Here is a 24,363-nt window from a genome sequence, read left to right as displayed (position 1 = left end):
CATGCAAAAAGTGAGCTTTTTTAAGTCCATCCATGTAAAGCTTGTATTGATTTATGTCCTATTAATTATTATTGCTCTTCAAATTATAGGTATTTATTTCTCAAAGCAGCTGGAGACGAATTTAAAAACGAATTTCCAAGATTCGATTCGCCAAAGAATAGAGCTTGTGCATTATAGTGTACGTGAAGAAATGTTAAAGATACGCGATGAAAATACCCCGCCTTCATTAGAGGATAGTTTAAAACCGATTTTGCAGGGGTTTTCTACAGAAGATATTAACAAAATCAATGTAGTGGACCGTCACGACCGTATATTGGCTACTTCCGAAGATGACCAGGCAATTGTTGGTCAGCGTATAAATGAGGAAATTATACAACAGGCCGCGTCTTCCGAAACACTGTTGGATAAGATTTCATTGGATCGGGATACAGGACAGCGCATATGGATATTAGCTGTTCCTATTATGGATAATGTGGGATCTAAAGAGGATTTGAAAGGCGTCATTTACGTTCAATCGAATATTGAAAAGGTATACGAGCAACTAAATGAAATTAACCGGATTTTTGCGGCAGGTATTGCAGTATCGCTTGCTATTACCATTATATTAGGAATTTTAGTTGCGCGAACTATTACTCGCCCTATTTCCGATATGCGAAAACAGGCTCAGGCAATGTCAAAAGGAAATTATGCAAGGAAAGTGCGTGTATACGGAACAGATGAAATAGGTCAGTTAGCCATTGCCTTCAATCATTTAACCAATCGTCTGCAGGAAGCACAATCCACGACAGAGGCTGAACGCCGAAAACTGGCAAGTGTACTTAGTAACATGACAGATGGTGTAATAGCCACAGACCGCAAAGGGAAAATTATATTGATTAATGATCCGGCATTGGAATTGCTTCATGATTCACGTGAAACAACGTTAAACCGCCCGATTGCATCGGTATTACGCTTAGACCAGGAGTATAGTTTTGAAGACTTGATTCATATGAAAGATCCTGTGAATCTTGATTTTAGTATGAATGATGCACCGTATGTGTTACGTGCAAACTTTTCTGTAATTCAAAAGGAAACAGGTTTTGTAAATGGTCTGATTACGGTATTGCATGATATTACCGAACAGGAAAAAATTGATATGGAGCGTCGTGAATTTGTTGCGAATGTTTCCCATGAATTGCGTACGCCGTTAACGACGATGCGGAGTTATTTAGAAGCACTTGCAGAAGGTGCATGGAAAGATGAAAATATAGCGCCGACATTTTTAAACGTCACGCAAACTGAAACAGAGCGTATGATCCGCCTTGTAAATGATTTGCTACAATTATCAAAAATGGACAGCCAGGAATATGAACTGAATCTGGAGTTTGTTGAATTTAACAAGTTTTTCACGCAAATTATTGACCGTTTTGAAATGTCGAAGTCACAGAATGTAGAATTTATCCGATTGCTTCCAGAAAAGAGCTATTTTGTTGATATTGATACCGATAAGCTTACACAGGTGATCGATAATATTATTTCAAATGCATTGAAATATTCTCCGGATGGCGGCAATATTCGTTTTGGTTTTACCGTTCATGATAATATGATTCGCGTTATGATTTCAGATGATGGTATGGGAATTCCGAAAGAAAATGTGACGCGAATTTTCGATCGCTTCTATCGTGTAGACCGAGCAAGAGCAAGGTCGATGGGTGGAACAGGTTTAGGTCTTGCAATTGCTCGTGAAATGATTGAAGCACACGGCGGGAAAATTTGGGCAGAAAGTGAGGAAGGCCAGGGCACTACGATATTCTTCACATTGCCATATGAATTGGATGAAGCGGGGGATTGGGAATGAAATATGTTGAACAGATAAAATCTCTTTTATTAGCATTCCTCGTTTTACTCAGCATTGTGTTCACACTTCTTATTTGGAATTATAAACCGGAATATGAAACGATAAAGGAGACCCAGATTGAGGAAGTACTTGTCGGCAAACCGAAGGACTTACAGGAAGTAATAAAACCATACAGATTGTTGTATCGTCAAAATGAGCAATTTTACGGGACAGTTTCTTCAACACCTTTGAAAGGATTATACAGCCACTTACGTTCATGGCAAGTTTACGAGATGGATGTAATTAACAGTGACCTTTCAGACAGTAAAATGAACGAAATGCTGCGGAAGAATAATCGTATAACAATGTTTTTTAAAGAAGAAATTCCTTTGCGCGTTTTTTCAAATATCTTGTCATTTAATGATAATGAAATACCAGATGTAAGCTTTACACGTCTTATTGTAGACTGGTCAAATGTAGAGAATAGCGATCAGCTACAGTTGCTTTTCCTAAACACAGAAAAGCGATTATTATATAGAGCGTATGCGAGCGTGCCGGATAAAGATTATTTCATGGAGAAAGTAATTGAACCAGCAAATGATTATAGCCAATATGTTGAAGTTGAACGGGATGCTCTAAGCTCTTTATATGTGGCCAAAGATCCTATACAATCAGCAAGGTACAGATATTTAACTGAAGAGATTAAACCTGATTTATTTAAAAAGATTCTGTTCACCGATTTAAAAATCGTACAACGGAATATTGAAAGTTCCCAATCTGAAAGGTTTACTGATGGGACATCGTTAATGACAGTTGATAGCCAAAATCGGATTATAAATTATGTATACCCGACTGCAGAAAGTATTGCACCGATTCCTTCCACAAGATTATTTATAGACAGTTATAATTTTATAAATGACCATGGTGGATTTACAATGGATTACCGCCTGTCTTCTATGGACATTGATAGGCATATTACAGAATATCAGCTATTTGTACAGGGTCTACCTGTATACAGTAATGTTACGGCAACGCGTCTCGTAACTACTTGGGGTGAAAACCGTATTTTCCGTTACCGCCGCCCTTATTATTCAATGGGTACTAATATTGAAAAGGTACAGAGGGATCTGGAATCAGGGGAACAAATAGTTGAGTTGCTTCGTACCAATGATAATAAATTATTTAATGAAACAGAGGAAATCGTTGTTGGGTACGAATTAACGCTTGAAGAATCAGAGCAGGATACGGATTTAGTCCTCGTATTGGAGCCAAAATGGTTTGCCGTAACAAACAATGTATGGACACGCCTTTCACCCGAGGAAATAGGGGGTGATGAAGTTGGATTGGAGTAGAACGAAAACTATTTTTATATGGGTTTTTCTAGTATTGAATATCTTTTTATATACGCAGTATTTAGAGAGCTATAACGAAGGCCAGGAAATAGATGTTTTAGGGGAAACGATGGAAATTGAAGCACGTTTGAAGGGAGATAATATAACGTATATTGCCCTTCCGAACAATAAGGAAAGTGCAGCATATTATTCCGGACAAATTAAAAATTTCTCTCCATCTGAAGTGCCATACTTTAAGAATCAAAGCGCAAAGATAGAAAATAACAATAAGCTGATTGTGACGATGGACAAGCCTGTAAAGCTTCAGAAAAGCGATACCCGAGATTCCTATACTGACTTTGTCCACAACAATGTATATGAAGGTGATTCCTATGTGCTTTGGGATATCGATAAAGAGAAAAAAGAAGCGACATTTTTCCAGAAGGTGAATGACGTAACACTGTATTATAATGTGCGTGGTTATGTAAAACTTTATTGGGATGATGAAAACCGCATTGTTTCCTATGAGCAAACAATGCTGGAAAAGCATGAAAAGTTAGATAAACAGCAAAATCTATTAACTGCAAGACAAGTATTGCAGATTCTATATGGAAAGAATTTATTAAAACCGGATTCTCAGATTACGGAAATGAATCTAGGCTACTCTACAATTGTTCAATTAACGCAAACACAAGTATTTGCACCGACATGGGAAGTACGGGTAAAGCTGACTGATGACACAGAAGAAATACATTTTGTGAATGCGGTACAAGGACGAATTGTGGAGATCCAAAATGACTTATCCGAAATTGTTGAGCAGACAGAGGATTTGGAAGAGTAGGGAGTTTTAAAAATGCGATTTAGCGTTTTAGCAAGTGGCAGTACAGGAAACGCAGTCTACGTAGAAAATGATGAACATTCATTTTTGATTGATGCAGGCTTAAGCGGAAAGAAAATGGAGCAACTGTTTGCTAATATAGATCGTGATATGAAAAATTTATCAGGTATTTTAGTAACTCATGAGCATAGTGACCATATTAAAGGGCTTGGTGTCATTGCACGTAAATATAATATTCCTGTCTTTGCAAATGCAAAAACATGGACAGCGATGGACGGGCTCGTAGGAACGATTCCGACAGACTTATGTTTTGATTTTAATATGGAAACAGTAAAAACATTTGGCGGGCTGGATATTCAATCATTTGCCGTGTCTCACGATGCTGCTGAACCGATGTTCTATACATTCTATGAGAACGGGCGAAAGCTAGTTGTCATTACAGATACAGGCTATGTCAGTGACCGGATGAAAGGATATATCTCAGCAGCAGATGCCTACGTATTTGAAAGTAACCACGATGTGAGTATGCTTCAAATGGGCAAATATCCTTGGAGTATTAAACGCCGTATATTATCGGATGTAGGACATGTTTCAAATGAGGATGCTGCAGTAGCAATGGCTGATGTTGTAGCAGAAAAACCGACGCAAATTTATTTGGCACATTTAAGTAAAGACAACAATATGAAAGATCTGGCGCGGATGAGCGTAGAACAGACATTGCAGTCTTGCGGCATTATGGCAGGTGAATATCTGCATCTGCATGATACCGATGCAAATGAGCCGACAAAGCTTGTGACAGTTTAATTTCAGCAAGGCATAATTGAAGTAAATATGGGTAAAAGATAGGTGTGTTAAAAGTTTCTACTTTTAGCATACCTTTTTTAGTTTATGGATAATTTTTAATTAGGTTTTATGTGATTTTCATCTAATTTTAATGTTAAATGTGTATGCTATCAGTAAGAAAAATAAAGAAAGGATGAACGGTATGGGTTACTATCCTGAAGACGATAAGAAAGAAACTCAAAATGACCGAATTACAGAGCTTGAGGCTCGTTTAAAAAGAGAGGAAGAAGAAAAAAAACAGCGGCAGAATAGAAAAGAAAAAAAAGGCGGCAGTAAAGGCGGTTACTTTTTATCTGGCTTGAGTGGTGTTGTCGTTGGTGCTTTATTATTATGGCTCCTGCTTCCCTCGTTGGCAAATCAGTTGCCAGGGGGCAGTGAAGTAAATTCGATTACAAAGGATTCCCCAAACTCAACGATTAGTCAGACTGCCACAGAGGTAACTACAAATGTAACAGATGCGGTGGAAAAAGTATCAAGTGCCGTTGTTGGAATTACAAATATTCAAAATGTAGCACCGAACTTCTGGAACCAAAGTACGGGAGAAGCTCAAGCGGTAGGTAGCGGTTCAGGCGTTGTTTATAAAAAAGAAGGGAACTTTGCCTTTATCGTAACGAACCACCATGTTGTAGATGGGGCAGAACAAATTGAAGTAACTTTAGATGATGGCGAAAAAGTAAAAGCAGAGCTTATCGGTTCTGATATCTGGACAGACTTAGCAATACTTTCAATACCAAGTGAAGGAATTGATACAGTAGCTAACTTTGGAGATTCGGATGTATTAAAACAAGGTGAAACGGTAATCGCCATTGGAAATCCATTAGGCTTAGATTTTTATGGTTCTGTAACAACAGGTGTAATTTCGGGGAAAGACCGCTCGGTGCCAGTCGACTTAAATGAGGATGGTGCAGAAGACTGGTCTACAGAAGTATTACAGACTGATGCAGCGATCAACTCAGGGAACTCAGGTGGCGCTTTAGTGAATATTGCAGGTGAATTAATCGGTATAAATTCGATGAAAATTGCCCAGTCTTCAGTTGAGGGCTTAGGATTTGCAATTCCCATCAATTCAGCAATTCCGATTATTGAACAACTCGAAAAGCACGGGGAAGTACAACGTCCAACAATGGGAATTTCCTTAGTCGATTTAACGGAAGTACCGGCTTATTATCAACAGCAAACATTAAAATTACCTGAAGAAGTAACGAATGGTGTTGTCATTTCCCAAGTTGTAAGAGGTTCAGCTGCGGATAAGGCAGGATTACAGCAGTATGATGTCATTGTAGAAATGGATGGCGAAAAAATTGAAAATGCAATTGAGCTTCGCAAACATCTATATAATGAAAAATCCATTGGCGATACACTAAAAATTAAAGTATATCGTAACGGTAAAATAGTAGAAGCTAATTTAGAGTTAGTGGAAAATGCACAATTGTAAATGTGGATAACTTAATTAAAGAATGAAATTGTACACAACGGGTAGAGAAGAAAAAGGCTTGTCTTTTCTACTCGTTTTTTGTCTGTTACAATGAGTTGTGGATAACATTTCAAAAATTGTGAATAAGTTTGTGGAAATTTCAGAAAAGAAAGAAGGTTTAAAAATGAAGACATACAGCTGTGAAACCCATATAGATCATGCGTTAGATATGCACGTGGCAGAAATGGAAGAATTCCCTATGATGGATTTTTTATCGGAAGAGGAAAAGTTATCAACAGCTTGTTCTTACTGTGAACAGTCAGCAACATATGTTGTATCAAGTAAATAACTTTACACAATATATAGTTTTTGTTTGTGGATATGTGCATAACTTTTGTGGATAACTTGTTTGTAAATGGAACGTAAAGGTGGATAAGTTGTGAATATTACTATCATCTCGGTTGGAAAGTTAAAAGAAAAGTATTTAAAAATGGGTATCGAGGAATATGTGAAGCGATTAGGCGGCTATGCAAAAATCGATTTAGTAGAAGTCCCGGATGAAAAAGCACCTGAACAGTTAAGCGATGCCGATATGGAAATCGTTAAACGAAAAGAAGGTGACCGTATCCTTGCGAAAATTAATGATGGTACATATGTCATCGCTTTGGCACTCGACGGTAAAATGAAAACGAGCGAAGAAATGGCGGCAGATTTAGAGGCACTGATGACTTACGGGAAAAGCAAAGTTGCATTTATTATAGGCGGATCATTAGGATTGCATACGGATGTACTTCAGCGCGCGGATGAAAAGCTTTGCTTCGGAAAAATGACGCTGCCTCACCAGTTGATGAAACTCGTGCTAGTAGAACAAATATACCGCAGTTTTAGAATAATTAAGGGAGAACCGTATCATAAATAAGTGCGGTTTTTGAAACAGGCACATTCGCTTCATGCGATTGTGCCTGTTTTTCTACTAAAATATAGGTTGTAACTAAGTAAGCACTTTAATTGGCAACTGTTTCTGAAAATTCATCTCTATCTGCCGAAAAATATAAACCGGTAGCAATGATCGATGTAGAATTAATTTAACTTTTGTTTAATTGATCATTTCTATTCTGATGTATTTTGTTTTTGGTCTAATTGATGACTAAAGAAAGTTAGCAGACTTGCACAGACGGCAATTATCCCACCGACCCAAGCTACATTCATTAAATTTCCTTGATGGTACACAATTCCACCTAATGCAGAACCAAAAGCGATGCCTACGTTGCTTGCCACTGGCATTAGTGAAGCGGCGAGTCCTGTTGCTTTTGGCTGATAAATTCCTGCAAGGTCAATTAAATATAGCTGAGTAGATGTTGTTAAAAGGATAGCCATTAACGACATTAATCCAATATTTATTAATCCTAAAACAAATTGATTGGTAGTCCAAAATAAACTTGTCAGAACAACTGCTTGCACGAGAAAAACAAACCGAAGGCGACCGATTGCATTTTGGCTAGCAATTTTACCAGCGAGGATGTTGCTGAAAATCGAAATAAACCCATAACTAAATAAGATTATACTAATTGACTTATTTGGTGTTCCCATTTCTTTCAAGATTGGTACAAGGTATGTAAAGACTGCATAAGTTGCGCCAAATCCGAGTGCAGGAATGAAAAAAGCCATCAATATACGAGGCTTGGTCAATAAAGAAAACTGATCACGTATCGAACTGCGTACTTGGCTGAGTTTATGAGGTAAGACAAAAAAGGATGCCAAAAACGCCAATCCTCCTAGGAAAGTGGTTAACATGAAAGTGGCATTCCAGCCGTAATCTTCGGCGATAACAATACCAATTGGCACTCCAACGACATTTGCAAGTGTGAAACCACCGAAAACGAATGAAATAGCAAGTCCGCGTTTTTTAATCGGTATGGTTTCACTTGCTACAATCATGGCTAGAGAGATTAAAACTCCTGTTACAATCGCTGTCATAATCCGTAGTGTAAGGAGCATGATATAGCTCGTCGAAATTACGCACAAAGCATTTAGAATGATGAAAGATGCTATTAAAAACAACATCCATTTTCGCTTTGGTAAATGACTTGTTACTGACATCACCAGTGGTGTAGCGATGGCAAACGTAATTGCAAACGCAGAAACGAGTGTGCCGGTTTTTACATTAGTCATATTAAGACTTGAAGAAATATCTGTTAAAATTCCGACAATAACAAATTCACTTGTCCCGAGAACAAATGTTAATAAAGAAAGTGTTAAGATCAGCAACCAATGTTGCTTTGATAATTCTGTGGAGTGCATAAATACCTCTTTCTTAGATGAATGTAAATGTGTGACATAGTAATTACACAACCTTAACATCATACCAAGAATAGAACAATTACCGGAAGTTATATAGTTAAGGCATTAATAGATTATTCATTGATATAACTGGAATTAAAATTAATAGAGTTTCTAGTATTATATTTTTATAAGCATATCTACCTAAATGTACAAGTAATGGTATTCTTAATAGATTGGATGGAATAACAAATAAATTGCAAATGGTGGCATTAAAAAAATGGAAACTAGAAATGAATATATATATAATTCGCATCAAAGATGTCTTGATAGGAAATTGGATCCTTATAAACTTCCTATTCCTGGAGGGAAATTGTCAAAAAGTGAGTTGGTACAAAAAAAGAAGGTGCTTGAAGATACCATTACAGTGGCGAGAAAATTTATGACGAAGTTAATAGCTGAACTTGATGGAACAGCTGTTTTAATCGTTATCACTGATCATGAAGGATACATTATTGAGTTGTACGGAGATGAAATGATTAAGTGCCAAAGTGAATCGTTAGGTTTATCTACCGGAATCAGGTTAAAGGAAGAAGAAGCGGGAACGAATAGTATTGAAATGGCACTAAAATTAGGGGAATCTGTCCAACTCATTGGATCAGACCATTTCTTCCATTGTTTACATAAAAGTGCTTGTTTCTCCGTACCATTCAATTCGTTAGGTAAGATAGGCGGGACTATTTCGGTGATGATGGCTGCTCATCATGCAAGTTCATTCCATTCAGGATTACTTCAGTCTGCGGTGGATTCTATAGAACGAGAGGTTAAAGTTAAGCAGCAGAATAAGAAACTATTAATCTTAAATCAAGTGCTGATGGAAAACAGTCGAAACGGGGTCATTATGACCAATGAGGACGGAAAAATAATTGAGATAAATGCTTTTGCTGAGAAAGTATTATCTTGCAATAAAGAAGAAATATGCAATCGCCCTATTACAGAAATCGCAGTAATTGGCGGGTACATGGAAAATGTTTTGAGGGGGAGTAAAAAGTACGAAGATATTGAAATATCTATATCCAATAAAACGTATTTATTTGACTCATTTCCAATTTATAATGAATCCAACCAAATAAATGGAGTATTTGGCCAGTTTAGAGATATTACAGAAAGGCTCGTATTAGAAAGGCAACTTATGCTAAGTGAGAAATTGTCAGCAATAGGAAAGATCAGTGCCGGACTTGCTCATGAGATTAGAAATCCTCTTACTTCAATCATAGGTTTGTTAGAAGTCTTTAAGGTAAATTTAAAAATAGATAATGACAACCAAAAAGAATATTTTAGAATCATCTTCAGTGAATTAGAAAGAATAAAAAATCTTGTTCAGCAATTTGTAATGATGGCTAAACCGGATGCAAAAGAAGTCTCTAAATCCAGTGTGAGTATACATGAAATTATAGAAGATATCTTAATGTTAATGGAAAATGATTTTAAAAATAAAAATATAAAGGTCCATTATCAGGCTACTTTTAAGAATAAAATTAATGTAGATAAGGATAAAATCAAGCAGGTTTTTCTAAACGTCCTACAAAATTCCTATGAAGCTATTGACTTTGAAGGCAATATATCAATTGCTGTCAATCAAAATCAATCTGATGGTGAGGTTGAAATTACAATCCGAGATGATGGATCTGGAATGGATAAAGATACGTTAGAAAAACTATCCACTCCTTTTCATTCAACGAAAAAAAGCGGGTTGGGACTGGGATTATCGATGAGCTATCACATTATTGAGTTGCATAGAGGAAGAGTAAAAGTAAAAAGTGAGAAGGAAAAAGGCACAATCTTTACAATTTGGTTGCCGCAATCTTAAAAATTCAGAACCATTATTGGACTGTAAGAAAACAGATATGAAAAAGCTTAGAGGAGATTAACTTGTTTCGGAAACAAACAAAAAAGCAGCATCCCACTTGGAGATGCTGCGGTAGAATTCTTTGTTCCTGAAGAACTCTAATGGGTTTGGCACCCAATAATGCTGATTTAACAATCTTAAATTAACATTTTCGATGTCAAAAATACTACTATTTCAATATAACATAGTAAACCGTGGAATCATTAATAATTATGTATTCTGTGTTTAAGTTTATAAGAAAAATCATAATCGATAAAAGAGGAAACAAACCATATTATAAGTAGGGGCAGTTTTAATAAATACCACCTGGAACGTTGATTTGTCATCGTTCCAGGTGGTTTTAATTTTTCATGCTTGTCTGTTTTAATATTCGTACTCAACTGGATTTTTTATTCTATAGTCGTTTTATCCTGGACATTTTCAACATACATTAAAAAAAACTTGGAGACAAAGGGGGAATTAGTTGCTGCTGTTCATTATTCTTTTCTCCATTTGCTGTCTTGCTTATGGACTAATAAAAAAACGTTTCATCGCTCTCACCTTTCCAGTAATAGGACTTATTATTTTAATGGTTGTTAAGGTAATTTTAGTACCGCTTCCGTTAAAGGAAACAATTCTTTTTATTTTTGATTTACGATAAAAATTAGAAGAAAGAAGGTCTAGATGAAAAAAATTGACAAAAAAGTTGCTGATGCCTATTTCCGTGAGAAAAATACGTACATGGCTATTTATTTTGTTATTTGGTTTTTAGTGTCTTTTGTTATGGTAGCGCTTGCAGACTCATTAACTGAAGTTCAATTTTTAGGGTTCCCATTCCACTATTTTATGGGGGCAATTGGAGCTTTACTTACTTTCATTATTTTACTTTTTGTAAATGCAATTGTTGGAGACAAAATTGATAAAAAGTATGGAATTAGTGAAGCGCGAAATGAAGAGATAGGCGCAAACAATATGATGAATCACTAATGAAGGGAGGTAATTTATGGATACTCAATTTATAGTGTCAATGTTAATTATACTGGCAACATTCGCTTTATATATTTGGATTGCAGTTTATAACACTGCTAAACAAACATCGGACTTCTATGTTGCTGGTCGTGGAGTGCCACCAATTTTTAATGGGATGGCAATTGGGGCAGACTGGATGAGTGCAGCATCCTTTATCGGGATGGCTGGTACGATCATGTTACTTGGCTATGATGGATTGGCTTATATTATGGGATGGACTGGCGGATATTTATTTTTAACAATATTACTTGCACCGCAGCTTCGTAAATTTGGTCGCTATACTGTGCCAGAATTTATTGGAGACCGTTTTAATAGTAAAGCAGCACTAATAATAGCAGCTATATGTACAATTATTATAAGCTTCACGTATTCAATCGGACAGCTATCAGGTTCTGGTGTAGTAATTGGACGTCTCTTTGAAATTGATGCGAAAATTGGAACGCTAATCGGCGTTGTGCTCATTGCATTTTATGCTGCATTTGGTGGTATGAAAGGTATTACTTGGACTCAAGTAGCACAATATGTGATTTTAATTATCGCATATTTAGTACCTGTTATTTTTATGTCATTCCATTTGACTAGTAATCCCTTACCATGGATTTCCTATGGTGAAATTTTAACGAAAATGGGTGAACTCGACCGGGAACTCGGTATTTCGGAGTATTTTGCACCTTTTACAAATGGAACTAAGTGGCAGTTTTTAGCTCTTATGTTTACGTTAATGTGTGGTACAGCCGGGCTTCCGCATGTAATCGTACGTTTTTATACAGTAGGTACTATGAAGGCGGCTCGTTGGTCAGGTGCATGGGCATTGGTTTTTATCGGGCTTTTATATTTTAGCGCACCAGCTTATGCAGCTTTTGCTCGCTTTATTTTAATGACGGAAGTGGCTGGTAGAAAAATTGCTGAGCTACCGGCTTGGACTCAATCATGGATTGATACAGGCAAATTAGGGATAGCCGATACGAATGGTGATGGCATTCTTCAATGGCTAGAACTGCAAATAGCCAACGATATTGTCGTAATGGCAACACCTGAAATCGCAAACCTAGGTGTGTTTGTTATTGGACTCGTGGCAGCAGGTGCAATGGCAGCCGCATTATCTACAGCTGGTGGTTTAATGATTTCTATATCCTCGTCATTTGCACACGATATTTATTATCGCATCATCAATCCACAAGCCTCTGAACAAAAACGCCTGTTAATAGGACGTATTTCAATTGTTGTGGCAACACTGTTGGCTGGTATTATTGCATTAAACCCACCTGGTGCCATTACTCAAATTGTTGCATGGGCTTTCGCGCTTGCAACAGGTACCTTCTTCCCAGCACTCGTTTTAGGTGTCTGGTGGAAGCGTGCTAATGCAAAAGGAACAATAGCGGGAATGCTTGTCGGATTAGCGGTAACACTTATCTACATCTTTAGTGCGAAGTACGGTGGCTTTACGATATTAGGCATCATTGATACAGGTGCTGGTATTTTCGGAGCAATTGCTGCCTTCGCTACAAATATTATTGTTTCGCTTTCAACACGGGCTCCTTCACAAGAACTTCAAGATGCAGTTATAAACCTGCGTTATCCAGAACAAATGGTTTATAAAGACGGTGAAGTTTATTTAAATGATGGGTCATCGAAAGAATAAAATATTGAGAGGGCAGTTCAATGTTTTATTACAAAATCACTAATATTCAAAAAGCCAAAACGTTAATTCTACGTTTTGGCTTTTCTATTGGTTGCGTTTCTCCCTAATTCCAAGGAGATCTAGGCAGGTTATTCATTTTAGATGACGTATTACTTAGGAATTTTAATAATAATATCACTAAGTTCGATTATTTCCATTTTTAAATCGCTATCAGGATTTACCCATTTTACGCCGTTTTCATCGATTTCCGCCTCCATCAATTTGAATATGGGAGTGAATATTAAAGTTTTGGCATCCGGGTGTAGTTTTTCATATGTGAATACATATTCCATAAACCCCTGCCCGTTTCCTGTGCCGCCTGTTAACCTTGATGTATACGTATTGCCTAAATCATCCTTTACATTTAAATCGGAAGAAATAACGTCCCATTTCTCTTTTAACATCTCATTTTTTTGCGTTTCTGTATAATTGACGATAAAGGAGATCGGTGTGTATATAACTTCATTTATTTTAATACCTAGATCAGCTTTTTTTGATGCAGGTGCTTCCACAATTTGAACTTTATTCTCAGTAGCTTTGGCATCTATTTCAAAATCCCAACTACCTTGAACCATTTCTTTTGTATCCCGATTGGAAAGACTGCTAATGTGGAATTCGAAATTCGCCTGTTCCAATTGATTAGATAAGTTCAGAATTGCTGTTGTTAAGCCGGCATATTTGTTTGGTCCGACCTTTTCAATTATATGCTCTGTATGAAAGAGGGCATGCTCACGACCATCCACTTTAAATGTAGTTTCTATTTCCGGATGCTCACCTAAATCTCTGTCTGTTTCAATATAATAGCCAACTAAAAACTTTTTACTGTCAAATAAGCTTTCATTTACCGTAATCGTTGTGCCATTGCTTTCTGCTTCAAGATGCTGCTGATCCGCAAACTCCTCATAGCCTGAAATTATCTTGTCCTTGGTCGAGAAGAGTTTGATAATACTGTTTACTATCGGAATTTCATGAGCAAAGGTGGTATAGGATAGACCTATAAGTGATGCGGTACCGATACCGAGCGAAAGGCAGACAGCCGCAACTCCTTTCATCCACTTTCTGTTTTTTGTTTTGGATACTTGTCTTTTCAAGTCTCTTTTAAACTGAGCCTTTTCAAATTCTGTTACATCAGCTTCTTCAAATTCATTTACATCAATGTCAATATCATTAAAGTGTTTAAACAGATTTTTCAATGGGCATACCCCCTAAATCTTTTTTTAGTTTTTTTCGACCATGGTAAAGGCGGTTATCTATTGCCGATTTTGTCATCTCCAACTGACGAGCAATTTCTTCTGTATCAAAATCTAACAAGTATCTCATTATAAAAATTTTCTGATCGACGGGCTTTAAACTAGAGATGATTACCTGAATTTCCTCCTGTTCTTCCAGGAAGGAGTTTTCATACATCATGGATTCGGCCTGTGTCAGTTCTATGTTCAAAGAAGGGCTTTCTTTTTTCTTCATTTCCATCCGGTAATAATCGATTGCTTTATATTTAGCAATAACGCAAACCCATTTCTTAAAATCAGCTGCATCGCCATGGAACTTTTTTGCATTTTTCCAAATAGATAATAGAATATCGTTACAGCATTCCTTTGGGCTTTCATTAATGTCTAGCGGACCTAAAATTTTTAAAACAACACCTTTTATTAATGGAAGATAGTGGTCGATTACGTAATCAAGAGCATGTTCTTTGCCGGCTTGAAGATATTTTATAAAATTTTGCTCATCAATCTTCATATCGTTCTCCTTTTTATAGTATTGTTACTGCAAAAGCTTTTACATTATATATAACGTATGGTGATGACCTTTTTTCGCAATAAAACCAAAAAAGTTAAAATATTGAAATATATATCGGGCTTATCTAAAAGAAGTTAAATAAAAAACGTTATTTTGCACTGAATGCAAAATAACGTTTTTTAATGTGTTAGTTCTGTTGTTTTTTTACTTTTACCGGTTTGAAGATAGAAAGTAAGAAAATTACTAACCCTGCAATACCAATTCCTAAAATTGTGTTGAAGGAAGCGCCTGTGTAGAATCCGCTGCCGAAGTAGAAAATTTCCCGTAAACCTTCAGAAGCAAAGCGAATTGGTACCCATGGACGAATGAAGTTTACGAAGAAACTTGGAAGCATTTCCTGTGGTGTCATAAGAACACCCATACCTAAAAGCATGACAACCATGAATAATGTAATAGCTGGTTTGCCAATCCATGCGGTAATTGCCGATACTAATAAATAGAAACAGAATGCTGCAAATGATACAAAGAAAGCCACCAGGAAGTAGCTTGGCATATTAATACCTGCGATCTGTGCAAGTGTTGCAACAGTGAAGCCTGAAAATAGGGCAATAATTATGCCGAATAAAACTTGCCCGCCAATTAGGCCTAATGTTTGTTTACGTGTTAACAGCTCTTTCTTAAAGATGCCTGATGTTGCTAAAAATACAATGAATCCACCGATTAACGCACCTACCCATGCAGGTACTGCCAATAAAGTTGGGGCAGCCCCGTTTGCAGTAGAAGCTGTAATAGGATTGTATATTTTTTCTTCAGCAACAATTGGATTTACTAAAATGGAAGCTTGCGTTGCATCAATTTTTTCAGTACCAAGCTGTGCTAAAAAGTTTGCGGAATATTGGTCATTCATTCCAGATACAAAGCCGTTTAAAGCTGTTTTTGCAAAGTTTGCACCTGTCATATTAAAGCCTTGGTTAATATATATTTGCAGTTTGGCAGCTTGATTATTTGTTAGTGCATTTTGTAGTATGTCATTGTAACCTTCAGGAATGACAAGTGCTGCATAATACGTTTTATCTGCAAATAGTGATTCAATATTTTCTTCTTTCTCATTTGTAAATGCTATAACTGGTTCTGAACCGTCTACACCTTTACTCATTTGTTCCACAGCCTCGAGAACCATCTCAACGTGTTGTCCCTCATCGTTAACAATAAGAGCAACCGGCAGATTTTTTACTTGCGGATTTCCTTGTGCGAATAAGTTTACCGAAAATAGTGCAATGATTAATATAACAGCAATAGGAGCAGCCCATGCTAATTTTTCTTTAAATAATCTCAAATGAATTTCACCCTTTCTCAAATTTCAACATGTTGTTTATTATTACTCGTTTATTTTATAATTTAAGGGGAAATCAAAGCAATCAACAAAATAAACAGATTGTTCATTTTTGGTGGAAGAGGGTGTTTTTTTTGAGCGTTTATACAGAAAAAAATCGAAGAACAAAAGAGCTTATTCAAAAATCATTTATGGAGATGCTGGAAAAGAAAACTTTCGATTCAATTACAGTAGGGGATATTGCGAAAACAGCCAAGATTAATCGTGGAACGTTTTATTTACACTTTATCGATAAGTTTGATTTGCTAGATCAGATTGAATTACAACTGTTTGAAGAGCTAGGGGATCATATTGATGAATTGCAATTAAACTACTCATCTACACATACGTTTGAAAAAGGACAAGAGCAATTAGCTTCCGCATTATTTAATTCGATAAAAATGCAGGCACCATTTTTAAAAATCTTTTTAAGTGAACATGGAAGAGCGGGTTTTCATCTTCGGTTTAGAGCAGCCTTTTCAGAAAAAGTGCGTGTAAACTTGGAGGGGAATGAAAGTTTTAATGCAAATTTAAAGGTCCCGATGGAGTACTTTTTAGCCTTTATCACATCTGCTTTTTTAGGATTAATTGAACAATGGGTTCAAAATAATTTAGACAAGACCCCTGAAGAGATGACTGCATTGTATATTAATATTATTTCCTTTATCCAAAAGAAAAATAATTAGGCTGTTGTGTAATTAGCGCAATAAAAAAGAAGGTATAATACCTTCTTTTTTAAATACTGGTTGTACGTTGCTTTTTAATGAATCGAACCGCAACGATAATGGCGGCAATTGCAATAATCACATAAAATAGTTGTCTATATTGCTGTGAGACAGAGATAATTCCAAAAGAAATAGAGGCTAATACAAGTCCATAAATCATGTTACCAATTGTAGTAGCTGAGATAAAATACGATATTTTCATTTTGCTTAAGCCGGATACGATGTTAATTAGATTCGTAGGAAGGAATGGCAAAATACGTCCTGAAAGAACAAATAGAAAGCTGTTTTGATTGATTTTCTGCTCATATTTTTTTAGTTTTTCCGAAGTAATTAAGTTTGCAAAAAAATAGCGGATGGAAATGAAAATCGATGTACTTCCAATAACACTGCTGAATGTACTAAAAAAATAACCGCGCCAAAACCCGAATAATGCAATATTAATTGTGATAACTAAAATTAACGGAATAAATGTAAATAAGTTTTGCAAGAGCATTAATAACATCATTATTAAAATAACGATAGTTAGATTATTATGAGCAAGCTCTAAAATAAGCTGGGGTGACAGATCGGAAACAGAAATACCGCTTTTGTAAAGTGCAAAGAATAAACCTGTTAAAATTGCTGCAAATAGAGTTCCTCGTATAAACAACGATTGTTTTTTCATTTTGTAACCTCTCTTAATATAATTCCATTCGATAGTTTAAATGTATTTTATGAAAATTGCTATTAACAAGATTTGAAAAAAATGAAAAACGATTACACCTTCTGAGTTATATCTCGTAGTCACCTTTTTAGTACTAATAAAGGTAAATAATTTGATATGATATTCAAGTATAAATATGGAAACTATAATTTAATTTTCCTTAACAAGATATCGGGAAGGGGGGAGATGCCATGAGTAAAAAAGAAGAAGCATTAACACAAATTGAACAAGTATTGAAGGAATTGAAAAAGGGTGAGGAAGAAAGTGCTGCCACAGCGGTTATAGGACAGCACAGAGGAAACGCCAATATTTCCGGAGCAATATTTAAGGTTATATTTAAATTTTGGGGATTTAAGATTTTATTAATTGCACTGCTCCTAATACTCATTACCTTTGGAGGTACTTGGTTATTTTTCGGAAATACATTGAAAAAAGATAGTACAGTATTTGTAGAACAGGTTCAGGAATTAGCAACGCTCGCAACGGCTGAAGCACATGTGAAAGTAGTCATTGAACAAAAGGATAATAAGCTGTTCGGAAATGATATTTCGGTTAATTTACCAGGTACAAAAAGGGAGCTATTATTAATTGTCCCTGCCACAGTCATTGCAGGTGTTGATCTTAAAGGAATAACTTCGGATGATATCAAAATCAACGAAGATGATAAAGAGTTAGAGATTGTCCTGCCACGAGCAACACTAATACAGGATCCTGCTATTCAAATGGAAGATGTCAAAACTTTCTCGGACGAAGGATTATTCCGTGGGGAAGTGAAGTGGGATGAGGGATATAATCTGGCAGCAGTAGCGCAAAAGCAAATTAAAGATGAAGCCATTGAAATCGGGTTGCTGGAATCAGCAGAAAAAAGTGCGGAGAAAGTTCTCGCAGGTTTTTTCCGAAATCTAGGTTATGCTGTGAAAATAACATTTAAATAGATTTTAATTATACCCGATTAAACAAAAGATATATTTTGCTGCTTCAAACAGTCTAATTACTAAATTAGGCTGTTTTTTATTTTCTTAAGTACAGAATAATTTGAATAATATATGAATCATTTCTAGCAATTTAAAAATTATATTAAAATTATTATTCATTTATCATGAATATTATTATATAATCACTTTGTTAATGTTCGTGAAAATAAAATATTTAATCTATAAATCACTTATTATAATTAATAATATAGTTTATATACGAACTATATTTATTTATTTTTAATTAAAGTTCGTGTTTTGGGTTAAATGAATAATGAGGAGTTTTAATGTGGGGAAGTTTGAAAACAAGTGGATGCGTGCTGTCATTCCGGCTTTATTGATTCACTGTAGTATTGGTACAGTTTATTGCTGGTCATTATTTAAGGGTGATATTGCCTCTTACATCGGAAAACCTGTCAGTGAAGTGGAATGGGCATTCAGTATAGCTATTTTTGTTCTTGGTATGTCTGCTGCTTTTGGCGGGAAATTTGTTGAAAAAGATATTCATAAGTCATCCTTGCTTGCGGCCATATTTTTTGTTGTAGGGATGGCAGCAACAGGATTCTTTATTTATCAAAAATCCTTAATCGGAATTTATATTTCATATGGAGTTGTTATGGGGATTGGGCTTGGAATCGGCTATTTAACACCTGTAAAAACACTGATGCTTTGGTTTAAAGAACAAAAGGGATTAGCAACGGGTCTTGCTGTTGCAGGATTTGGCTTAGCAAAAGTTATTGCAAGTCCATTAATGGAAAAGTTACTTGGTGATCGCAATAGTGAAGGTATTTTAGTGAATCCGACAAATATCTATACTATGTTTTATATTTTGGCAGCAATCTATTTAGTAATGATGGTTGTCGGACACTTAATTTTAAAGAAACCGGCTGGATATGAAGAAGAAAGTTTACAAATGCAAAGCTTTAGTTATAGAAAAGTATTAACGAATAAGACATTTATCGGTATTTGGCTGATGTTCTATATTAACATTACATGTGGCTTAGCGTTAATTTCACAGGAAAAAGGCATTTTAGCTTTCATTGGATTTGGAGCGATTGGTTTAGTTAGTTCGCTCACAGCTATTTTTAATGCAGGCGGACGAATTGCATTTTCTTCTTGGGGGGACCGTTTAAAAGATCGGAACTCCATTTATAAAATTATTTTCATTTCTTCCATTGTCATTATTTTATGTACCGTTATATTTGATGGAATAAATAATTCCATGGCCATTCTTATCATTGCCTTACTTTGTATTGTGAATGCAGGTTACGGGGGAGGATTCTCATCGTTACCGCCACTGTTATCAGACCGCTTTGGTATCGACAGTATCTCAACTGTGCATGGCTTAGCCTTATCTGCATGGGCGTTTGCAGGATTGACAGGCAACCAGCTAAGTGCCATTATTCTTGAAAAAACCCAATCTTATGACATGGTATTATACGTAATTGCAGCTTTGTTTACGCTTGCCACTTTAATTAGTATATTCGTTGTTAAACCTGAAAAAGTGAACTTGGAAAACGAAGAGTTTAATAAGAAAAAAGAAATAGTAATAGGATAAAGTGTGGAGGGGTGCTTTAATAAAAGCATCCTTTTTCTTCGTAGGACAAAAAAGCCAAGTTTAGGCTCCATCGGGGATGAAGCTTAAACTTGGCTATATTAATTAAATTTCAAATTCGGTAACTTCATTGTTCTTTTTAGGACCTTTACCATTACCATTGCCATTGCCATTGCCATTGCCATTGCCATTGCCATTGCCATTGCCGTTGCCGTTGCCATTACCATTGCCGTTACCATTGCCATTGCCATTGCCGTTACCGTTACCGTTACCATTACCATTGCCATTACCGTTGCCAGGCTTTACAACAGTCACATCAAACGTTAATGTATGCTCACCATATGTTACTGTAACAGAAGTAGTACCTTGGCCTTTTCCTTTTACAGTGCCTGCTTTAACAGTAGCAATCTTCTCGTTTTCAACTTGGTAGTTTGCAAGGTTTGTAACATCCTTTTCTGTTGTTTCACCGTTCAACGTTGATACTTCAGTAATTTTAACCTTAACTTCTTTACCGATGCTTGTCTCAACTTGAGTTTGGTCGATTTCTAGTGTTACAACTGGTTCTTCTATTGCAGGAGCTTTAACTGTTACAGTTACTGTCGCTTCATTTTCACCATGTTTAACAGTAACTGTCGTTGTGCCTTCCGCTACTGCAGTTACTAAACCGTTTACAACTGTAGCAACATTTTCGTCTGCCACAACATACGTAGCTTGTGAAGTTACGTCTTTTTCTGTTGCATCGCCTTCAGCAGGTGTTGTTGTTTCCGTTACCGCAAGCTGTGCTGTTTCACCAGCTGTTAAATTAAGCTCTGTTGGAGTTACAGAAAGAGTGACAACTGGTTCTACTAATTCTTTTTCAAAGATAGTCGCTTCGCCAACATTTCCTGCAGCATCTGTAATGACTACTGTTACAGCATTTGTTTCTGCTGTTACCGGGAATGTAAAGCTACCATTCTGATTTAAGTCGAATGCAACCGGTGCTTGTACTTCGCCGTTTACAGTCGCAACATATGAAGCTTTTAATTTATCATTTAAATTGTAATCTAAGCCGTATAAATATAATTCTTCATTGTAGTCGATATACTTATCTGTTACTTGTCCTGTAGCTACACCTTCAGCTACTGAACCTTTAATTTCCGGTTTTGTCGTTTTTACAACGATTGGTCCGACATAATCCGAAACTGTTCCTGTAGCTGCAAGACCAGTAAAGTCAATTGTATATAGACCATCCGGAATCGTAGTTGCAGGTGCACTGCCCCAAGGTTTGTACTGCCCGCCAACATTCAGCGTATAAGATCCTTTTCCTAGTGCAGAACCTGCATGCAGATATCCGATATAACCGTCCCCATATTCTCCGCCTTCAGGATTCATAATGTCCCAAAGCTCGATATAGTTTGTTGTAACATCACCAGTCAGGGTAAATGAAAGTACCGCTGAATCTTTGATGCCATCACCGTTAAATGACAGGTCTGTTTCTGTAATGTTGAAATCTTTAATTTCAGTTACTGCCGCGCTACCGAAGTCAGCCGCGAATGGCAATGAAGCTTCTGTAGAGCCACCGTTTATATGGATAAAGCCTAAAATTTCAGAGCCATTTGGTGCCACAGCTTGTGAAGCAGTTAATGTAATGTTTAAAAGCTGCTCACCAGCTAAATTAAAGGTAGACTGATCGACTGTAACAGCTGCATCGCCAAATGTTTTTGTCACATCTACGGATACGTTGTAATTACCGCCATTTCCTTCCATATCTTTAACTAATACTTGTTTCGTTACAGAAATGTTTCCGTCTTTCAATGATTGAGGACCAAAAGTAACCGTCCCTTTTTTGTTGTCTACAACAGCACCTGTAGCATCTAAAACTGCTGTATCAAGTGCATACGCAAGAATTTCCGGGTGAGCCGCTGCATAGGCATTTACGCGTCCCGCACCTTGAGAGAACACATCATATTTTGCTGTATCCAGCACTTTTGCTGTATTCGAAAGGGCAACTTTTACATCGAAAGCATCCCAATCTGGATTTGCTTGTTTTACTAATGCTGCAATACCTGCAATATGCGGTGTTGCCATAGAAGTACCTGTTTTACGAGCATACGCTTCGTTGTAAACTGCTTCAGGGAAGTCCACTTTATACATAGGAATCGTTGACATAATATTTGTCCCAGGTGCCGTGACATCTGGTTTAATATCGAAGTTTGGTGTAGAAGGTCCACGTGAACTAGAAGAGTTTACATCATCTCCAGTTGTCGTAGTTGAAGCAAACTTGCCAAAGCTTACTTTTCCAGTTCCACCAGCCAATGCAGTGCGAATTGCATTGCCGTCTGTTACAGACATATCGAATGTTGGAAGGAACTCAAATGAATCACCAAGGAATGTGCCTGAAATGTCGGGAGCATTCGTCCCACCGGCAAAGTTATGGATAATTGTAGCGACTGCTCCGTTTGCTTTAGCATTTGCAATTTTATCAACAAATGCAATACTACCGCGCGAAATTAATGCCACTTTACCTTCAACATCAATTCCTTCATAATCTTTCACTTCCCCGTTTCCAGGAATCGCAACTAGATTAAACTCACCTTGCAGCTGTGTTGCTAGGTTTTTACCAAAAGTTGTTCCCATTAAAGGAAGCTGTTTTGTTAAGTTGTAGTCGCCTACTGTAATGTTCACTTCTCCGTTATACATTGTTTCCGGATTTGTTGTGTTACCGACTGCAATCCCTAAGCGGGCAGTTGCAGGTGTGCCCATTGTTCCACGGTTTGGACCTGAGTTTCCTGTTGCAACAACACCGATTGTTCCAGCCATCATTGCGTTATTGATCGCAAATGATCCTGCATCCGTTTCAGTGTTAGCACCACCACCAAGTGAAAGGTTAATAACATCCATTTCTTCTATAACAGCTGTTTCAATTGCTTTAACAATACCTGATGTCGCACCGCTTCCGTATGCTCCAAGAACGCGGTAAGCATAAAGGTCTACTTTTGGAGCAATCCCTTTAATACCGAATTCGTTAGCGCCAATTGCCGCAATTGTCCCGGCAACATGCGTTCCATGAGAAGTATAGAACGAGCTTCCGTTTGCATTAAATTCAGGTGTTCCTGCTGGGCGCTCTGAAGGTAATGTTTCCGATGCATCGTCATCTGCACGAGGTTTAGTATAAGTTGAAGAGTTAGGAATAAAGTTCTTCCCGCCTTTATAAATGTCAGTAAATTCAGGGTGGTCTGCATCAATACCTGTATCAAGTACTGCCACTTTTATCCCTTGTCCTTCAATTCCTTCCTTCCAAAGATTTTCAATACCAAGGAAAGAAATACTTGTATTCATTTGTGCTTCCAATTGCTCATCTTTAATAAGTCCTGATGATTTTGATTTTGTTGTAATGTCTTCTGATGCGTATACTGTTGCATCCGGTTCAATTAAAGTGATTCCTTCTACTGATAGCAGTTTTGGAATGTCATTTGCTTTAATTGTTGCTGCAAACCCGTTTAGTACCGTATCAAAAGTGTATCCTTGAGTCATTTGAACTTGTTTGGCAGTTAACTCTTTTTTTACTTTTGCCTGTTGTGCTTTTACATTTGCGCGAACTTCATTTGCGCGGGCATTAGAAAATTTTTTGCCTTTAATTTGGCTGATTCCTTGCTCTAAAGCTACCGGTTTTTCAGATAAATGAACGATAACTGCAACCTCTTGATTGCCTGAAATATTTTGCAGGCTTTCATGAAGAGTTGGACCATCTTTAGACAAGCTTAGCTGTTCAGCAATCGCCGCTTTTAGCTGGAGGGTACTTTCACTCTGTCCATCCTGCTTGAATGGTTTTAATTCCTCAGCACTTGCATTCGAGAATGGAACTAATAAAGAGAGCACCATAACGAAAGCTAGAATACTGCTAAAGAATCTCGTAAATTTAAACTTTTTCAATCCTCATTTCCCCTTTGTATTAAATTTTCGCACTATTCTGTTTAATGCGGTATTACCAATTTATCACAATTGAATTTATCCGAATATCGAAATTTCTGTATTTTCCAAAAGATTGATAAATAGTATCAGTATGGTAAATATAGGGTAAATCAATCTTCCTAGTAATTTGGTAAAATAGTAGAACTTTCATACGAGAGATAAAAAAAGGTGGGAACTAATTCACTAATTTGGGAAAGGAGATTGTATATATTTTTAATAAAAG

The 24,363-nt window shown here is 36.7% G+C and carries 19 protein-coding genes; 13 read left to right on the top strand and 6 right to left on the bottom strand.

Annotation, left to right across the window (positions count from 1 at the left end):
- Window position 1 precedes the first annotated feature (1 nt).
- From walK to rlmH, 7 genes are all read left to right on the top strand, one after another.
- Complete coding sequence (walK, locus tag MKY07_RS19585; protein WP_014822362.1) at window positions 2–1,837, top strand: cell wall metabolism sensor histidine kinase WalK; 1,836 nt, start codon at window positions 2–4, stop codon at window positions 1,835–1,837.
- Complete coding sequence (gene yycH, locus MKY07_RS19580) at window positions 1,834–3,168, top strand: two-component system activity regulator YycH (RefSeq protein WP_339263400.1); 1,335 nt, start codon at window positions 1,834–1,836, stop codon at window positions 3,166–3,168. The genes walK and yycH overlap by 4 nt, the downstream gene beginning before the upstream one ends.
- Entirely contained in the window at window positions 3,155–3,988 is an 834-nt protein-coding gene (gene yycI / locus MKY07_RS19575; RefSeq protein WP_008408335.1) for a two-component system regulatory protein YycI, read from the top strand. The genes yycH and yycI overlap by 14 nt, the downstream gene beginning before the upstream one ends.
- A 12-nt stretch (window positions 3,989–4,000) precedes the next feature.
- Window positions 4,001–4,789, top strand: a complete 789-nt coding sequence (locus MKY07_RS19570) for an MBL fold metallo-hydrolase (RefSeq protein ID WP_008408333.1) — start codon at window positions 4,001–4,003, stop codon at window positions 4,787–4,789.
- Window positions 4,790–4,970: 181 nt separating this feature from the next.
- The gene (locus MKY07_RS19565) at window positions 4,971–6,263 is read left to right on the top strand and encodes a trypsin-like peptidase domain-containing protein (RefSeq protein ID WP_339263399.1); all 1,293 of its coding nucleotides are present in this window, start codon (window positions 4,971–4,973) and stop codon (window positions 6,261–6,263) included.
- Between the two features lie 163 nt (window positions 6,264–6,426).
- Complete coding sequence (locus MKY07_RS19560) at window positions 6,427–6,591, top strand: CxxH/CxxC protein (RefSeq protein ID WP_339263398.1); 165 nt, start codon at window positions 6,427–6,429, stop codon at window positions 6,589–6,591.
- A 90-nt stretch (window positions 6,592–6,681) separates the two neighbouring features.
- Complete coding sequence (gene rlmH / locus MKY07_RS19555) at window positions 6,682–7,161, top strand: 23S rRNA (pseudouridine(1915)-N(3))-methyltransferase RlmH (RefSeq protein ID WP_008408327.1); 480 nt, start codon at window positions 6,682–6,684, stop codon at window positions 7,159–7,161.
- Window positions 7,162–7,352: 191 nt separating this feature from the next.
- Here the strand turns inward: rlmH and MKY07_RS19550 are convergent, their stop codons facing one another.
- Window positions 7,353–8,543 carry an MFS transporter gene (locus tag MKY07_RS19550; protein ID WP_339263397.1) on the bottom strand — a complete coding sequence of 397 codons (1,191 nt, stop codon included), beginning with the start codon at window positions 8,541–8,543 and terminating at the stop codon, window positions 7,353–7,355.
- A 259-nt stretch (window positions 8,544–8,802) separates the two neighbouring features.
- Between MKY07_RS19550 and MKY07_RS19545 the strand changes: the two genes are divergently transcribed.
- From MKY07_RS19545 to MKY07_RS19535, 3 genes are all read left to right on the top strand, one after another.
- Entirely contained in the window at window positions 8,803–10,392 is a 1,590-nt protein-coding gene (locus tag MKY07_RS19545) for an ATP-binding protein (protein WP_339263396.1), read from the top strand.
- Window positions 10,393–11,094: 702 nt separating this feature from the next.
- A complete protein-coding gene (locus MKY07_RS19540) occupies window positions 11,095–11,397 on the top strand; it encodes a sodium/substrate symporter small subunit (RefSeq protein WP_008408321.1) in 303 nt (100 codons plus the stop codon).
- Window positions 11,398–11,413: 16 nt separating this feature from the next.
- Complete coding sequence (locus tag MKY07_RS19535; protein WP_008408319.1) at window positions 11,414–13,081, top strand: sodium:solute symporter family protein; 1,668 nt, start codon at window positions 11,414–11,416, stop codon at window positions 13,079–13,081.
- 149 nt (window positions 13,082–13,230) lie between these two features.
- Here MKY07_RS19535 and MKY07_RS19530 read toward each other — a convergent pair whose 3' ends face one another.
- The 3 genes from MKY07_RS19530 to MKY07_RS19520 all read right to left on the bottom strand — a co-directional run bounded on the left by MKY07_RS19530 (window position 13,231) and on the right by MKY07_RS19520 (window position 16,196).
- Window positions 13,231–14,313, bottom strand: coding sequence for a DUF4179 domain-containing protein (locus tag MKY07_RS19530; protein WP_339263395.1), 1,083 nt, complete (start codon window positions 14,311–14,313; stop codon window positions 13,231–13,233).
- Window positions 14,297–14,860, bottom strand: coding sequence for a sigma-70 family RNA polymerase sigma factor (locus MKY07_RS19525; RefSeq protein ID WP_339263393.1), 564 nt, complete (start codon window positions 14,858–14,860; stop codon window positions 14,297–14,299). The genes MKY07_RS19530 and MKY07_RS19525 overlap by 17 nt, the downstream gene beginning before the upstream one ends.
- Before the next feature lie 187 nt (window positions 14,861–15,047).
- Window positions 15,048–16,196, bottom strand: coding sequence for an ABC transporter permease (locus MKY07_RS19520; RefSeq protein WP_339263392.1), 1,149 nt, complete (start codon window positions 16,194–16,196; stop codon window positions 15,048–15,050).
- Between the two features lie 131 nt (window positions 16,197–16,327).
- Here MKY07_RS19520 and MKY07_RS19515 point away from each other — a divergent pair, with 131 nt between their 5' ends.
- Window positions 16,328–16,918 (top strand): TetR/AcrR family transcriptional regulator, encoded by a 591-nt coding sequence (locus MKY07_RS19515; protein ID WP_339263391.1) that lies wholly within the window; start codon window positions 16,328–16,330, stop codon window positions 16,916–16,918.
- A gap of 49 nt (window positions 16,919–16,967) precedes the next feature.
- On the opposite strand, the gene MKY07_RS19510 is transcribed toward MKY07_RS19515, so the two are convergent.
- On the bottom strand, window positions 16,968–17,621 hold the full coding sequence (locus MKY07_RS19510; RefSeq protein WP_339263390.1) for a VTT domain-containing protein: 654 nt from the start codon (window positions 17,619–17,621) through the stop codon (window positions 16,968–16,970).
- Window positions 17,622–17,851: 230 nt separating this feature from the next.
- On the opposite strand from MKY07_RS19510, the gene MKY07_RS19505 reads away from it, so the two are divergent.
- Window positions 17,852–18,595: a DUF4230 domain-containing protein gene (locus MKY07_RS19505; protein WP_339263389.1), complete on the top strand. Its 744-nt coding sequence runs from the start codon at window positions 17,852–17,854 to the stop codon at window positions 18,593–18,595.
- A 328-nt stretch (window positions 18,596–18,923) separates the two neighbouring features.
- Complete coding sequence (locus MKY07_RS19500) at window positions 18,924–20,192, top strand: OFA family MFS transporter (protein ID WP_065217697.1); 1,269 nt, start codon at window positions 18,924–18,926, stop codon at window positions 20,190–20,192.
- A 102-nt stretch (window positions 20,193–20,294) separates the two neighbouring features.
- On the opposite strand, the gene MKY07_RS19495 is transcribed toward MKY07_RS19500, so the two are convergent.
- Complete coding sequence (locus MKY07_RS19495; RefSeq protein WP_339263388.1) at window positions 20,295–24,101, bottom strand: S8 family serine peptidase; 3,807 nt, start codon at window positions 24,099–24,101, stop codon at window positions 20,295–20,297.
- Window positions 24,102–24,363: the final 262 nt, after the last annotated feature.

Origin of the sequence: Solibacillus sp. FSL W7-1472, assembly GCF_037969775.1 — a bacterium.
GTDB classification, from domain to species: domain Bacteria; phylum Bacillota; class Bacilli; order Bacillales_A; family Planococcaceae; genus Solibacillus; species Solibacillus silvestris.
The sequence above is the reverse complement of the archived record's forward strand: the minus strand, read 5'-3'. Positions and strand labels throughout refer to the sequence as shown.

Coding starts and splice junctions, on each gene's coding strand:
- walK (WP_014822362.1), top strand. CDS start 2: ATGCAAAAAGTGAGCTTTTTTAAGTCCATCCATGTAAAGCTTGTATTG.
- yycH (WP_339263400.1), top strand. CDS start 1,834: ATGAAATATGTTGAACAGATAAAATCTCTTTTATTAGCATTCCTCGTT.
- MKY07_RS19570 (WP_008408333.1), top strand. CDS start 4,001: ATGCGATTTAGCGTTTTAGCAAGTGGCAGTACAGGAAACGCAGTCTAC.
- MKY07_RS19565 (WP_339263399.1), top strand. CDS start 4,971: ATGGGTTACTATCCTGAAGACGATAAGAAAGAAACTCAAAATGACCGA.
- MKY07_RS19560 (WP_339263398.1), top strand. CDS start 6,427: ATGAAGACATACAGCTGTGAAACCCATATAGATCATGCGTTAGATATG.
- MKY07_RS19550 (WP_339263397.1), bottom strand. CDS start 8,543: ATGCACTCCACAGAATTATCAAAGCAACATTGGTTGCTGATCTTAACA.
- MKY07_RS19545 (WP_339263396.1), top strand. CDS start 8,803: ATGGAAACTAGAAATGAATATATATATAATTCGCATCAAAGATGTCTT.
- MKY07_RS19540 (WP_008408321.1), top strand. CDS start 11,095: ATGAAAAAAATTGACAAAAAAGTTGCTGATGCCTATTTCCGTGAGAAA.
- MKY07_RS19535 (WP_008408319.1), top strand. CDS start 11,414: ATGGATACTCAATTTATAGTGTCAATGTTAATTATACTGGCAACATTC.
- MKY07_RS19525 (WP_339263393.1), bottom strand. CDS start 14,860: ATGAAGATTGATGAGCAAAATTTTATAAAATATCTTCAAGCCGGCAAA.
- MKY07_RS19510 (WP_339263390.1), bottom strand. CDS start 17,621: ATGAAAAAACAATCGTTGTTTATACGAGGAACTCTATTTGCAGCAATT.
- MKY07_RS19505 (WP_339263389.1), top strand. CDS start 17,852: ATGAGTAAAAAAGAAGAAGCATTAACACAAATTGAACAAGTATTGAAG.